Annotated in this window: 14 protein-coding genes; all 14 read right to left on the bottom strand. The window is 39.4% G+C overall.

Features of this window, described 5'->3' with window-relative positions; genetic code table 11:
• Positions 1–8 precede the first annotated feature (8 nt).
• The 14 genes from uvrY to QR722_RS09210 all read right to left on the bottom strand — a co-directional run bounded on the left by uvrY (position 9) and on the right by QR722_RS09210 (position 15,120).
• The gene (uvrY, locus tag QR722_RS09275; protein ID WP_286287437.1) at positions 9–653 is read right to left on the bottom strand and encodes a UvrY/SirA/GacA family response regulator transcription factor; all 645 of its coding nucleotides are present in this window, start codon (positions 651–653) and stop codon (positions 9–11) included.
• A 259-nt stretch (positions 654–912) separates the two neighbouring features.
• Positions 913–3,018: a peptidase domain-containing ABC transporter gene (locus QR722_RS09270; RefSeq protein ID WP_286287435.1), complete on the bottom strand. Its 2,106-nt coding sequence runs from the start codon at positions 3,016–3,018 to the stop codon at positions 913–915.
• Positions 3,018–4,271 (bottom strand): HlyD family secretion protein, encoded by a 1,254-nt coding sequence (locus QR722_RS09265; RefSeq protein WP_286287432.1) that lies wholly within the window; start codon positions 4,269–4,271, stop codon positions 3,018–3,020. Before QR722_RS09265 ends, QR722_RS09270 begins: the two co-directional genes overlap by 1 nt.
• Positions 4,272–4,667: 396 nt before the next feature.
• A complete protein-coding gene (locus tag QR722_RS09260; protein WP_286287429.1) occupies positions 4,668–5,417 on the bottom strand; it encodes a 4'-phosphopantetheinyl transferase family protein in 750 nt (249 codons plus the stop codon).
• 39 nt (positions 5,418–5,456) lie between these two features.
• Entirely contained in the window at positions 5,457–6,311 is an 855-nt protein-coding gene (locus QR722_RS09255) for a thioesterase II family protein (RefSeq protein WP_286287426.1), read from the bottom strand.
• A gap of 36 nt (positions 6,312–6,347) precedes the next feature.
• On the bottom strand, positions 6,348–7,586 hold the full coding sequence (locus QR722_RS09250; protein ID WP_286287425.1) for an ABC transporter permease: 1,239 nt from the start codon (positions 7,584–7,586) through the stop codon (positions 6,348–6,350).
• Complete coding sequence (locus QR722_RS09245; RefSeq protein WP_286287422.1) at positions 7,579–8,313, bottom strand: ABC transporter ATP-binding protein; 735 nt, start codon at positions 8,311–8,313, stop codon at positions 7,579–7,581. Before QR722_RS09245 ends, QR722_RS09250 begins: the two co-directional genes overlap by 8 nt.
• Positions 8,310–9,458, bottom strand: a complete 1,149-nt coding sequence (locus QR722_RS09240; protein WP_286287421.1) for an efflux RND transporter periplasmic adaptor subunit — start codon at positions 9,456–9,458, stop codon at positions 8,310–8,312. Before QR722_RS09240 ends, QR722_RS09245 begins: the two co-directional genes overlap by 4 nt.
• 18 nt (positions 9,459–9,476) lie before the next feature.
• A complete protein-coding gene (locus QR722_RS09235) occupies positions 9,477–10,184 on the bottom strand; it encodes a YIP1 family protein (RefSeq protein WP_286287419.1) in 708 nt (235 codons plus the stop codon).
• Between the two features lie 104 nt (positions 10,185–10,288).
• Entirely contained in the window at positions 10,289–11,200 is a 912-nt protein-coding gene (locus QR722_RS09230; RefSeq protein WP_286287415.1) for a chlorinating enzyme, read from the bottom strand.
• A 37-nt stretch (positions 11,201–11,237) separates the two neighbouring features.
• A complete protein-coding gene (locus QR722_RS09225) occupies positions 11,238–11,468 on the bottom strand; it encodes an acyl carrier protein (protein ID WP_286287413.1) in 231 nt (76 codons plus the stop codon).
• A gap of 27 nt (positions 11,469–11,495) precedes the next feature.
• Positions 11,496–13,001: an amino acid adenylation domain-containing protein gene (locus QR722_RS09220; protein WP_286287411.1), complete on the bottom strand. Its 1,506-nt coding sequence runs from the start codon at positions 12,999–13,001 to the stop codon at positions 11,496–11,498.
• A complete protein-coding gene (locus QR722_RS09215; protein ID WP_286287409.1) occupies positions 12,988–13,836 on the bottom strand; it encodes a hypothetical protein in 849 nt (282 codons plus the stop codon). The genes QR722_RS09220 and QR722_RS09215 overlap by 14 nt, the downstream gene beginning before the upstream one ends.
• Before the next feature lie 30 nt (positions 13,837–13,866).
• Positions 13,867–15,120: a type III PLP-dependent enzyme gene (locus tag QR722_RS09210; RefSeq protein WP_286287407.1), complete on the bottom strand. Its 1,254-nt coding sequence runs from the start codon at positions 15,118–15,120 to the stop codon at positions 13,867–13,869.
• Between the last annotated feature and the right edge of the window lie 16 nt (positions 15,121–15,136).

The following is a 15,136-nucleotide window of genomic DNA, read 5'->3' as shown; positions in this document are numbered from 1 at the left end:
CCAAGTCGTTAAAGTTGATTGCTATCAATTAAATTATGGCGCAATGCTAAATGAGTTAGCTCTACATCAGAACCTACATTTAATTTTTCAAACATGCGGTACCTATAGGTATTCACAGTCTTAGCGCTAATATTCAGTTTATTGGCAATGTCAGGTACCCTAGCCCCTCTAGTCAACATAATAGTGATTTCAAGCTCTCGTTTAGAAAGTTGTTCAAAAGGACTGCAATCTTCTAAATTTAGCTGCCCGATTGCGATTTGTTGGGCAATGTCTGGGGCGATATAACGCTGACCAGCGGCAACCTTACGGATTGCAATGATCATCTCATGAGGATCAGTTCCCTTGGTTAAATAACCATAAGCACCCATTTGCATCACCCGGGCTGGAATAGGATTTTCGGTATGTACCGATAAAACGATAACTTTGGATTCTTGGGCGTAATGAATAATTTGTTTAGTGGCTTCTAAACCGCCGATGCCCGGCATATTCATGTCCATCAATACTATATTAGGCGGATCGTTGCGACAAAACTTAATCGCCTCTTCGCCACTATTTACTTCACCCACCACTTTAAAGTCAGATATATCTTGTAGAATTCGGCTGATGCCTTTTCTAACTAATTCATGATCATCCACTAACAAAATTTTTATCAAAATCGGCTCCGATAACTTGCGGCCTTAATTCAAATAAAATACCACACTAGTTTTCGCGTTTGCACGTTTTAATCTATTGAAATAGGCTTTTGAGTACAAGTATGTATCAGGCTGGTTGTTTTTTAACCCAACCGTTCTGATACCAAGCCTAAATGATTGCAAGATTGACTCTTAAAATCTCCAGACGCAGATGAGCAGTCTAATCTTAGCTAAGCGATTATTCATCCGGACCAATGTGCAATGTAGGAATACTTGTGGATCACAAAGTTGAAACTAATTGTCCTGTATTCAACCTAACGATCCTATCAGCTGCTGTGATCGTTTCTTGTCGGTGCGCGATGATGATCCGCGTAATATTAAGTCGTTTAATCGCTTTAGTAACACTAGACTCTAACTTACAATCTAGCGCACTTGTCGCTTCGTCAAGGAAAAGTACCTTCGGCTTAGCATATAACGCCCTAGCAAGCAGAATTCGTTGCTTTTGCCCCCCAGAAAGTATGGTTCCCATATTGCCTACCAGTGAGTTGTAACCCATCGGCATTGCCATAATATCATCATGAATTTGCGCAATATTAGCGCACTCCTTGATTAGTCGCATGTCATAATTAGGCGAAAAAAAACAGATATTCTCTATTAGAGATCCGGTTAGAAGCTGGTCATCTTGCATGACTGAGCTAACTTGTTGTCTATAATTAGCAAGGCCGAAATTCTGAATATCAACTCCATCAATAAGTACATGCCCTTTGGTTGGATTCTTTAGGCCAAGTAATATCTTAATCAAAGTTGTCTTTCCACAACCTGATGCTCCGATAATCGCTGTGGTTTTTCCGGCTTCAAATGCGTAGCACAGATTATCTAAAAGTAACGGATCAGCTTCTGAGTATTGAAAACTAAGACCGCTCAGCTCGATCTGTCCTTTGATGGGAACACGTGAATCACATTTTATCCCGACTTCTTCTACAGGGGACATGACGATGTCTGCGACCCGACTCAAATGCAATCCAAGCATCCTATATTCGACAATTTTATCTAAAAGATCCGAAGCCTTAGTTGTAAACTGAAGCTGATAGGCCAAGAAAGCAAATAGCATCCCAACAGAGAAAAGACTCTCTAGAATTAGTTGTGCTGCGTAATAGATCACAATAATAGTGCCTAAGGTGAAGACCAATTTGCGACACGCATCATTGGTAAACCTAAATCGATTAACTTTCATTTCGGCATTAATAGCCGATGCATAACGATTACACCATAACCTATGGCTGTGTGATTCACGTACAAACGACTTAACACATTGAAACGCTCGAATTGTCTCTAAAAAATGACTCTGTTCTTTAGAGCTGCTGATGATAGCCTCTTCTGTATAGGCTCTTAACCTAGGAAATAGCACCATTTTTATGGTCGCGTAAATTATAATAATACCAAGAATTAATGAAGCTAAAAGTGGACTGTAAATATACATCAAAATCAGTGTTCCAAACACCATTAGCCCATCGACAATAACTTCAATTGCTCCAGTTGTTAGTAGTTTCTTTATCTCTTTTATCGACTGAAATCGAGATACAACATCTCCTACATGTCGTTTTTCTAAAAAATCGGCAGGTAAATTTAGTAAATGTCTAAAAAGATTGGATGAAATTTGCATGTTGAGTTGATTACCCAAATACATAATGATGTATGAGCGCAACAGCTCCGTCCCCGCGCAAACGACTGCAAGTAAACCAAAACCAATAACTAAAAGATTTAAAAGATCTTTATCGTTCCCAACAATTACATTGTCGACCACCATTTGCATATAGAAAGGTGCAAAAAGGGTAAAAACTTGTAGTAACAATGACAAAATCAAGATTTGACTAAAAACCCGCTTCATCCCTCTTGTCTTGCCCCACAGATCTGACAACTTCATAGTGAGCTGTTCATGTTTCTTTTCAAATCGGAGATTTGGTGTTAACTCCAAGGCAACACCAGTGAAATGATTCGAAACCTCTTCAAACGACAGGACTTGTTTACCGATTGCTGGATTAATTATGGTAACTTTTGAGTTAGTCACTTTTGTAAGAACAACAAAATGATTTAAGTCCCAATGCAGGATGCATGGTGTTTGTATTTGGCTTAGCTTTTCAATAGGTAATTTTAATGCTCTTGACGAAAAATTTAGGTTATTGGCGACACTCATTAAACTATTAAGATCAACACCCTTGAGAGAGGTTGGATAATCTCTTCGTAGGGTATTTAGATCGATTTGGTGACCATGAAAAGAGGCTACCATTGCAAGACATGCGAGTCCGCATTCGGCAACTTCAGATTGAAAAATAACCGGTGTTGAATTAAATTTTCCAATTTTCAGATAGCTAATAGGATTTTCCATTAGGATCTACCTGTCACTCTGAACAGTGGATCAAGCAACCAGTCAACCACTGATAGCTCATCCAGTATGATATCCGCATCGAGCAGCATTCCAGATTGCAACTTAAGCTGATTACCATACGCATTAACGCTTTGACTATCTAACTTTACAGTGACGCGATAGACGGGCTCATGAATACTCATGGGACCGTTGATTTCATTTGGCGACAAGATAATATTTGTGATTTTGGAAATTTTTCCGCTATAGATACCAAACCGTTGATAAGGAAAAGCTTTATAGCGTAGGTTCACTTTTTGATCACTTCTGATAAAACCAATTGAGTGTGTAGGAACGAATAAGTCAGCTTCGAATATCGCTTTTTCCGGTAAAATAGCCATCAACATTTTTTGGGGTGACAGTACCCTACCGATTTCCTTTTGCAATGCAGTAACACGTCCAGCAGTCGGGGCCAATATGGTGTAACTTCGCTTAGCATCTAAATCAATGTATTTTTGCTTAATTGTAGAGATAGATTGTTTTAAATCTGCAAGTTTAGAGGTAAGAAGAAAAGGAAGCTGAGATACTTGGATCTTTGCATCATTCAATAAGTTATTTTGTTTTATAAGCATCGCTTCAATTTCTTGCATGCTTAACTTATGAACGAGCAAGTTTTCATATTGATCTTGGTATTGGCTTCCAGAGACATGGCCGCTATTAATTAGACTTTTAATTTCACTCGCTCGTTTAAATGCAGCTTGATACTGACTGTTAGCTGTTTCATATTGAGTTTCTAATTGTAATATTTCGTGCTGCAGCCCGGTAATTATTGAAGATAAACGACTTTTTGCAATTTCCGCCAACCGCTGTTCTGCATAAATTTTTTCTTCTAGATGGCTTTGCGATTGTGTTAGTTGGCCCATAACAGCAGAATCAATATCGCTGAGCGCTTCGGATGAACGTACAGTCGAGACCGTCATCAACCTGTCGCCAGCTTTGACTATGTCATCATCTGCAATATGGATTTCGGAAATAATCCCCTCGCCTTGCGGATAAACTTTAACTAATCCTTCAGTCGGTACTAGGTACCCGCCAACAACAGTGCGTTGCTCGTATGTTCCTAGGCACAAGACAATAATGAGTAATAAAACAACGAATAATATTAAGTAAGTCAAAATAGAAAGAGAAGAAGGGTGATAAAGGACAAGATCACCCCATGTGGTCTGCTTTTGATATTCTACGGCTTCGCTTCGAAATAGTGACTTTCCCATCGTCATACTGAACACCTTATTTTTGGAATTACTTAAAATGGGAAAAACTCACCGACTTAGTGCAATCTTGTTTTATAGTTAACGTGATTTTCTCATTTGGGGTTGCGTTAAAATCCTCCTAACACCAACGAATAGTAGCAATTAACATCTAATGAAACATTCTTTCATGTGGCACATCATATCTATTCATGTGACAGCTTTTAAAAAATGAAATATCACATTGGTAAATTAATAACACATAAAATCAATGATTTACAATCTTAAATGTCACATGTGTATATGTTTTTTAGGACAAAACCTTTGACAAGCTAGTGAGGTAATTTCAAACGATATTTATTAGCGGGATACTTTATCTTTCGATTAATAAAACAAGACTCGCCGGAGCAGTGCCTGAGTTACAACTTATTCATATTCCTCCGCACTTTTTTCTATTAAAGTTAATACTCGCTCGGCATTCCAACAATAATATCCATTTAAACAGGTACCTGCCGGAAGATCTGGCGTTAAATCTTTGCGTAACGTCATACTAAGTTTGTTTTCACTTTCATTAATTTCAATTAACTGCGCGGCATCAAAATCAAAGTAATATCCCACTAAAGGATAAAGCGCCTTAAACAAACTTTCTTTGGCGGAAAATGCTAATGTGAATGCTTTATCGAAGCCAAGCGAAGAAGCATGCAATAATTTTTCCTCGTCAGGCTTAACAACGCCGCTTTTAATCTCCTTTACTACTGATGGACTGATCCAATCCTCTAGATCAATCCCTAAACACTGAACTTCTTTAGTAAATGCTGCCGCGCAAACAGCAGTTGAATGATTATGACTTATAGAGCCAATAATCCCTCTTGGCCATACAGGTGATCTGTCAGCACCTATCTTAACTCCTGTAAAAATAGCCCCTTTATTTTTTAGAACTTGCTTCGCAGCGTAGCGGCCAGCTAAATATTCTGCTTGGCGTTTAGGTACGGCATTTTTCAACGATGAAGGAAAATCGACTTGATACAGTGAGAATAAATGTTGCTGATAATGTTGTACAAAAAAATCACATTGATAGAAAACAACAGATTGCATCAGGTCGAATGGTATGATTTTTTTTATATACAAAAAAGGATCAGTAGCATTCTTTACTTTAGCTGGATTTGAAATAGGCATTGAAGCTCACCACCAAGACTTGATAAGGAAAATACATCTTTAATATACCATATCTGGCCGATTTGCCGCGACACTAGACTCAGAACAAAGTATTTTGCTACCTTTATCTTCTGCGTAATTGCGACCTAAATTCGACTTATTTAATTCCAATAGCGATTCATTGATGAGTTTTATAACTTGGTCCCAAACCATAGATTTAACACTTTCAATAAAAAAATGGTCACCTGGGAATAGTTCAATCTTTGCTTTTAGACTAAACATTTGCTGCCAAGCATTAAGATCATCAAGTCCCACGTCAATATCATCTTGACCACCAAAAATCGAAGCTTTGCAATTAAACCGGTGTTCATGCTTAAATTGATAGTCATTTGATAACTTAAAGTCTGCTCTCAAAAGTGGTAAGAACAGATCCATTAAATCAGGATTTTCTAACAGGAGATCAGGTGTGCCGTTTAACTTTTTCAATACAGATTTAAATGCCTCATCTGGCAATTCATGTATAGCACCTTTGCGGCTTTTTAGCTTTGGAGAACGACATCCTGACGCAATGAAATACTGCGGTAAAGAAAAGCCAGCTTTATGACATTGATACATAAGTTCTGTTGCAATCATACTACCAAGACTATGTCCAAATAAAACGTAGGGGCAGTTCAATTCCTTCTTGAATTCCACTAACATACCAGCAACTAAGTCATCCATGTCGCTGTGTAACGTTTCAGAAAATCTAGCGCCATGACCAGGTAGTTGAACCACATTTAACTCAACTTCTTCAGGTAATCTATCATTCAATGATATAAATGTAGAACCATTGCCTCCAGCATACGAAAAACAAAATAGCTTCAATTTAGCATTTTTTTTCTTTTCTGGTTTTAACAACCACTGTGACTCTGACATATCAACATTCCTCTTAGATTTAAACATAGGGCAAGGTTATTCATAACGCAGTGCTTCGACAGGCACTAGTTTTGAGGCTTTAACCGCTGGCGCTAATCCGAAAAATACGCCGATTGCGGTAGTAAAACCAAAAGACAACATGATGGCCCAAAATGGTATAATGACATCAGGCGATCCTGGCATGAAAACCGTGATAAATCCTGCCAGCAGATACCCAAGTATAATGCCGACAACTCCACCTAGGAGTGATAGAACTAGTGCTTCGATTAGAAACTGGAAAAGTATAAAATTTGATGAGGCTCCTAACGCTTTTGCGATACCAATTTCCTTGGTTCGCTCCGTCACGGATACCAACATAATATTCATTATTCCTATACCACCAACTAACAAGCTGATCGCGACGATTCCAGAAGCAACAAGTGTTACTGACTGAAGTACGCTATCAAATTGTTCCTTAGTCTTCTCAGCGGTAACAAACTCAAAATGATCGCCATCTCCCTCTTCGATTTTATGTCTGTTTCTAAGGATCTGTAACATCTGTTGTTTAACGACCTCTAAATCGATACCGGCTTTTGGCCTGAACATAATTTCTACATTGTCAGTTGCTTTGCTTCCATTAAGAGAACGAATGGTGCTGAATGGAGCTATAATGTAGTTATCTTGGTCAAAACCTAGAAGGCTTCCCAAAGTTTCAGCTACACCTATTATTCTAAATGAATCACCACTCAATTTTATGAATTCGCCTGTCGGATCGGTCGGTAACTGAAGGTCTTTGATTACCGAACTACCCACAAAAGCAACTCGTCGACGCCTTAAATCGTCACTTTCGGAAAGAAATCGACCCACCTCAGGATAAATGCTGACGACATTTTGGTAACTACTATCTGTACCAACGATCTGTGTTTGTGTCGATTGCCTTCCATATTGGACACTCGCGCCTAGACTGTAAGCCCTCATACTAACTGTCATATCTTCAACTGTATTGACCTTGCCTTTGAGCATTAAGAAATCGTCATAACTTAGCTTATTAGTAAATCCCAGCATTTCTTGATTAGCATTGGTATAGGCCTTCAGAGTGACCATATCACTGCCTAAGTCGTTTAACTGTCTGCTAATATTTGCACTCAAACCATTCATGACGGCTACTACTGCGATTACTGACGTAACACCTATAATTATCCCCAGCGTTGTCAACACACTTCGCATAGCATTCGCCGTTATAGCTTGCATTGCTGCTTTTAGGCCTTGATACCCAACATTAATCATATTATGCATATAAGTATTCTCCTGACTCAGTTGTTACCATCTGTCGATTTAGGTTTTCATGGTCAGACTCAATAGCGCCATCGACTAATCGAATTACCCGTTCACAGTGATTCGCAATTTCCTTTTCATGTGTAACCAGGACGATTGTATGGCCTTTGTCATGGAGCTGATCAAAAAGTCGCATAATCTCCGCAGTCGTGCGGCTGTCCAAATTTCCAGTTGGTTCATCACCTAGTAGAATCGCTGGTTCGGTAACTAAGGCTCTTGCTATCGCAACCCGCTGTCGTTGGCCCCCGGAAAGTTGGTTGGGTAGATGATTCATCTTGTCAACTAGGCCTACTTGCTTGAGTGCTTTTATTGCTCTGTTTTTACGCTCCTCTTGCGGCATAAGCCGATAGATTAGTGGCTGTATGACATTATTCAAAACTGAAGTACGAGGTAAAAGATTAAAACTTTGAAAAATAAAACCAATAGATCGGTTCCTCACCTGGGCAAGAAACGTTTCATTTTGATTGGCGGTATTTACACCATCTAACCAATAGCTACCGTTGCTACTTGAGTCCAAGCAACCGAGTATATTCATTAGGGTCGATTTGCCGGATCCTGAAGGACCTGTTATCGCAACATATTCATTTTCATTAATTGATAGATCTATTTCTCTTAATGCGTAGAATATTTCATCAGCCATCTGATATTGTTTAGAAATACTATTTAATTTTATTATCGATTGTTTCATAAGTGGTTATCTTTTTGCTTGACGCCAATACCATCTTTAAATTGACTAAATAGTCGGCTTGGCCCAGTCACAACAACATCTAATAACTGCAAGCCAGAGGTGATCGATTGTTGAGTGTCTGTCGCCATTCCTACAGTCACGGTTTGTTTTTTAACTGTATCGTCATCAATAACCCATACAAAATAATCTTCATTTTCTTTTCTGACGGCCGATATTGGCACGCTCAATGAAGGGTTCGATGTACTCGTTACGATTTCTGCGCGACAACTCATTCCAGGAAAGAGTTGCTCTTGATTTTCTAACTCTACTTTAACGATGTAGAAAAGCCCTTTATTACCATTCTCACTGCGTGCAGAGGTGCCAATACTTTTGACTCGTCCTTCAACCCCTGTCTTCGGGTCCGATGCCGTAAATATATTTACGGTTTGTCCATGTTTAACATTCGCTCTATCTGCTTCGTCAATACGTAACTCTGCGAGAATAGTGGTTGGATCCGCGAGAGTAATTAAGGATGACCCTAAAATATTAGTTGTACTTGCAATTACAGTTTCACCAGTCTTCACGTCTACGGACGAAACTAGACCGGACATGGCCGCCCTAAACGTTGTTTTTTTCAATCTATCTTGCGCGTAAGCTAACAGAGCAGTCTGTTGATTCAAACTTTCCTTAGCGGCTTCTACTTTAATTCGAGCGACACGGTGTTCACTTTCTATTTGTTTTAAAGTCTCAAGCCCTAAACTATTGTTTTTATATAACTCTCTCTTGGTTTCGAGTTGCCTTTGCAAATCACGACTGATTTCCTCAGCATATTCGATTTCAATTTCCTGGGCTTTAACCGCTGACTCAAACTTTTGAACGTCCGCGATATAAGCAGTGGCATCTAACTGCAATAGCTGAGCACCTTTATCAATATATTGCCCCTCTTCAACCGATAATTCTGTAACGATCCCGGTTACCTCTGAGCGTATTTCGATCTGAGAATCAAAAATAAGATTCCCAGAGGCTAGTATACTGTCAGATAGAACTTGCTCTTTTACTCTCTCACTATTGATCTCCAGCGCAGAGCTATTAGAGAAGGAGTTTCTGACAGTAATCACTGCAACCAGTCCTGCTAAGATGAATATGAATATTGTTAGTTTTTTCACAGCTAGTTTTCCTCAGTTTTATATGAGTAATAAGAACCACAACCCGAATACAACAAGATATGGTAGTAAAGAGAAAAAAATCGCTTTTGTTATCGAAAATTGACAGCAATACATCAGACCCAATGTTACTAAGCCAATAGACCAAAGATAAAAAAGATTGATATTCTCTGCGAAATTGAAAAACACATCACCTGGAACGAGACCAAGATAAAGCTGATTTAAAGAAGCATAGTTTGGCAACTCCAAAGGAAGGTCTGGCGTCGATGATGTTAAAAAAATGATTATAAAACCAAAAAGGTTTATAAAAAGTGGCATTTGACTCCAAATCGAAAAACTAAACCAATCGCCGAATTGGTAGTTGTTTTTGTTTGCTGAAAGCTTACTGACCAACATCAAATACCCTGCCGACAGGGCACAAACAAACACTAAAAAGATTGTTGATAAAACGCTTCCTATGAGTCCTAAATACTCAACTGCCTGACTCATCATATCAATCGTTGCATCTCGCTCTGCAGGTGCAATTTCACCAGCATGCAACAACTGCTGTTCCATGATCCAATCTGGTGACATGTTCCCATAGAACGATATCGTGCTAAAAATCGTCATAGTGATTAGGAGTAATAGCCCTAACCAACCCCATTTCTTAATCGATTGAAGACGCGTGAAAACTGTAGAGGGCGCTACAAAAATATCGAGGAGCACCATCGGACTATTTATTGTGTTCATACTAAATTAACTCCTTTATTTCTATGAATCGGGATTGTACATCCTCACATACAACCCCATACTCGCTTGACGATCCAAGAGAAACTCTTGGATCGTCCACAGTGTTAAGCAAAAGCTTTTCCTCTGATGTTTTGTTCGACTAGTCTATTGCTTTGGCAGTTATTTTTACCCGAAGCTAGAACCACACCGTATTTATCAAGTGACATAATACTTCCGTACTCTTCTACAGTGTCAGTATCCGGGTAGACTTGTACCGCCGAAGGAACGTAACGTGCCGTAACAGCCATGCGCGTCTGGTTCTCGGTGATATTAGGCAGTGATGAATGCATTAAGGTTGACCAAAAAATTACGAACTGGCCGGCTTTCATTTCGATCGACACGGCTTTCGATTCATCTGGTTGAAAATCTGGATCTTTTTGCAGATTCCTGTAGTCATATCCGAAAAATCCGCGTTTTACACCCTCTTTTTCGATACGATTTACTTCCTCAGGATTGTATTTCATCTCTTTGGATTCGTCATAGACCATCTCTTCGTGTGTACCAGGCATGAAACGCAGGCAACCGTTGGCTTCGGTAACATCCGTCAAAGCGGTCCAAACTGTTACTGCACCTCCAAAATCATCATTCATCGGCCATACGATTTGCGGCTTACCTGAAGCATGGGCAAAGGTATCTGCTTGATGCCAATCAGTTCCTTCATCGCCAGGGTATTTTGGAAACATTTCAGACCGCCAGCAAATAAGGTCCGGGCCTAAAATACTTTGTATTTTGTCGACAATTTCTCTGCGCATTACATGCTCAGTTAATTCGTCAACGTCTAGATGCCGATCATAACCTGCGATTAAACTAGTATTTTCTAGGTCATAGGCTGCGTATTCTCGATTAAAAAGGCCGGCACGAATGTTCTTATACTTGGCGATAATGTCGTCTGCTTCGTATAAATCAAATGGACCTGCAAATCCTTTTTTTCTGAATGATTCTAGCTCTTCTGCAGTCATACTAAATTTATTTGACATGTTCTTTATCCTATTTGTAAATGTTTATGAGTAGTGATTAATCAACTTGGTTATATGCACTGGCCCAACCATTGATCGTTGGATTCGTCATCAGCGTGGAAGTAGGAACTTCAATGCCTAATGATTTTTCGAGCTGTAACTGCATATCAACTACGGTTAACGAAGATGCTCCCACATCAAAAAAATCCTGATCAAGGTCAATATTTTTTAGAATTGCGGACTGGCTAAATACAGATTTAATTGTGTCTATAAATGTTTTTTCTTTCATTTTTATTCCTCTTTTTTACTATGGTTATCAAGCAGATGCTTGTAGAATGCTATTTCTATCAACTTTTCCGTTCAGCGTAATTGGTAAACTATTTTCTATATAAATCAGATCAGGGATCATGTAGTTCGGTAAATCTTCAGATAGCTGATTTTTAATATCTTTTTGACTCATCAAGCCCATTGAAACGAGTTCTATGTGCGCAACTAGCTGCTGATCGCCATTGTCGAATTTATTCAACGTCACGACGGCATTACTGATGAACTTCCTGGACAATAACTGATGTTGTATTTCCTCAAGGGAAACTCTAAAGCCTCGAATTTTGACTTGATTATCAATCCGTCCAATAAATTCAATCTCGCCACGTGCATTTCGTTTAACCAGATCGCCTGTTCGGTAAATCAGGCCATGGGCTATTTGTTCATTTTCGAAAAACGCCCCTGATACTTGATTTACGTAACCCAGTGCTACTCCAAGGCCTGATGTGTATAACTCCCCTACCTCACCATCGGGTACAATCATCAATCTTGTATCTAAGATGTGTATTGAAGTGCCACTAATTGGTGTACCAATTGGTATGCTGCTGATGGGGCGATTTTGTTTGGTCATTCTGTGGCAACATGTGAATGTTGTATTTTCGGTAGGCCCATACCCATTAATAATCGTCATATCTGGAAAATGGTCGAAGACCCTATTTACCATTAATGGGTTAACTACATCCCCTCCGACGAGTAGTGTTCGGATGGGTTTAAGCGATGAAATATATCTTGATGCGACGAGCTGAAATAATGCCGCGGTTAGCCATAGCGTTGTTACATTATGCTCTAAAATTTCTGAAGCAAAGAGGTTTGGGTCAATCGATTCACCTGAATAAAGTGCTAATGTGGCTCCATTTAATAAGGCGCCCCACAATTCGAATGTTGAAGCATCAAATGACATTGGAGCAAAACTAAAAAACACGTCGTCGCTAGCTATCTCAATGTAATTGGTAGTTCTTACTAAGCGAACAACCGCTCGATGTGGAACAACGACACCCTTGGGTTTTCCACTAGAACCAGACGTAAACATTACGTACGCTTTGCTATTTTGATTTATATCAACTTCGAGGTTTTCTTCAATCTCGTCAGTAAAGAGTTTATGCTCTTTAGTTGCGTTGATCGCAAATCTTCCTATTGTCAGCGCTTGGTTAATATCGGAATCATAGATTATTGCTTTTGCATTGGCGTTTTGTAGATATTCTTTTGTTCGCTTGATTGGGTTATTTTTATCTAGTGGTAAATAAGCGGCGCCGCACTTTAATATTGCCATTTTTGCAACCATCACTTCTACCGTTCGAGACATCCATAGCGCTACAACATCCCCCGGAACAACTCCCCTTGTTTGCAAGTTTGTAGCAAGGTGGTTAGCTCGCGAATTTAAAGTACGATAAGAGATCGTTTGGTCATTTCGCCGAACTGCAATGCTATTGGGACTTGTACGAGCCTGCATTTCAAATACACGGTGAATTAGTAGAGAAGTATCCTTAGTGGTATTCATAGGAAACCTCCTTGTCTAAAATATCTTCTATCTTTGACAAAGTATTAGAGTTCGGGCGCAAGATTCCATAGTGATCAGCATCAGAGTCGATATATATCTCGGAATTTTTAATATAATCGTTGATGAACTTAGAGCTATCCGCATTAGTATGTTTATCTTGTTCACCCGTTATCAAGAATGTTCTGGTATTGATATTTGCCGCAATCGATTGGAAATCCATAGCTCGATATGACAAATAATTCATTGCGTAACGATAGAAATAATAGGGTTGTGAAAATGGAAGGTTGATGTCGATATGTTCAGGTAGGTCTGCTACTTTTTTATCTTGCGAAGAACAAACCTTTTCAAAAATATAGGTCGCATCTGCAAGACTTGCAGAGGCCATTGGTAATATGCTGTCTATATCAAGTCCGATCTGCGTAATACATGAACGCTGCTTCAGTAGAACGTACTCTCCATGAATCAACAGTAGATTTTCAAAACAAAAAGTATCGGCAGCCGTTGCCGCCATTGCGATGCCTGCACCTGAACAGTATCCTATGAGAGATGCTGTCTTAATATCCAATAAATCTAATAGCTCATTGAGGTCACTTAGGTGCTTTTCGCAAGCCATTTCACCCTCAGTAACTTGATGTCCCTCTGGTGCTAGAATATGTCGAGATTCCCAGGTTGCTATATTATAGGTATCAGAAAAATGGCTAAAAAACTCTTTTGCCAAATTATTCTTAAGCCCAAAAGGTAAAATCAGCACCAGCCAAGGATTATTTTTTCCTGAGTGGCTATAAGCGTATTTTATTTGACAGCCATCTGATGCATTCATTATTTCTTCAATCATTATTTTCTCCCAATTACTTTGTAAAACTGATCAACCGACCATTCCAAATATTTCACGGCTCTCGTGCGTTCCTGTTTTTATGACGTCGCCTCGTCCATTTAAACAAACTACTTCGATGGGATTTAATCCATTAAAATTTCTAGTTGCATAGCTATTGGAATAAGCTCCTGTAGAAGAGAAAACCAAGTGATCCCCCTCTTTAAGATTCGTCGGCAGAACAACATAGGAGTTATTTGGCAATAACATATCGTCGCTATCACAACTAGGACCAGATAGGATCATTGGCATCGTACTTTCTGTTGCGTGAAGCTGACTAGAATTCAAAACGTGAACTGGTAGGCTTACGTCACTAGCTTCATAAAGTCCGTTAAACTTCCCTACATCCATGTAAATCCAACGTTGCTTTACTCCATCAGATTCTCTCGTTGTATCTAGCACTACTTCGCTTACGACAAGTCCGGTATTGGCGACCATGAATCGTCCAGGTTCGATCATAAATTTAAAGTGGCGACCACAGTCATTTTCAAACTGTTCGATATGGCACCTAATCATTTTCAAGTAACTAGCTAAATCTATTTCTTTTGATACGCCATTTTCGAGATATCCATTAGCTGGGAGACCTCCTCCTAGATTGATTACCGTCAAATTGATATTCTCAGTAGACAATTCACTGATCACTGTCTGGCAATTATTTAAAGCTCTCGACCATGCTTGAGGATTCATTTGCTGCGAGCCCACATGGAACGACAAACCATAAGGCTGCAAATTCAGCTCCTTTGATAACTTTAATAACGCGATGGCATTGTCAACCGATGTACCAAATTTTTTGGTCAACCCCCAGATTGCTCCCTTACCATCCGTGGTTAATCGAACTATCACTTTTGAACCGGGAGCCATTTCGGCTATTTTTAATACTTCTTGCTCAGAATCCACACTGAATGAGGTAATGCCTAATGAGCGTGCTTCCTTTATGTCAATTCGCTTTTTGATCGAGTTACCAAAGTGAATTTGAGTGGGTAAACTACCGGCCTCTAAACACTGCTTAATCTCTCCTAAACTTGCAGCTTCAAAGCTAGAGCCAATGTGCCTTAAATGGGAAAGTACGGCACGGTCTGGATTGGCTTTGACCGAAAAATGAACTTCCACTCGGGGCAATATAGATTGAAGCAAATCAAACTGTCGTTCGATAAGGTCCAGACTAATAACCAGAGCAGGTGTACTTATTTTTTTTGAATGTAACAACCCAGTTACATGCTTTTTTAACTGTGCAATACTTTCCATCATAATCTCCTCTTTTAAG

Source organism: Aliiglaciecola sp. LCG003, from assembly GCF_030316135.1.
In the GTDB taxonomy this organism is placed as follows: domain Bacteria; phylum Pseudomonadota; class Gammaproteobacteria; order Enterobacterales; family Alteromonadaceae; genus Aliiglaciecola.
The sequence above is the reverse complement of the archived record's forward strand: the minus strand, read 5'-3'. Positions and strand labels throughout refer to the sequence as shown.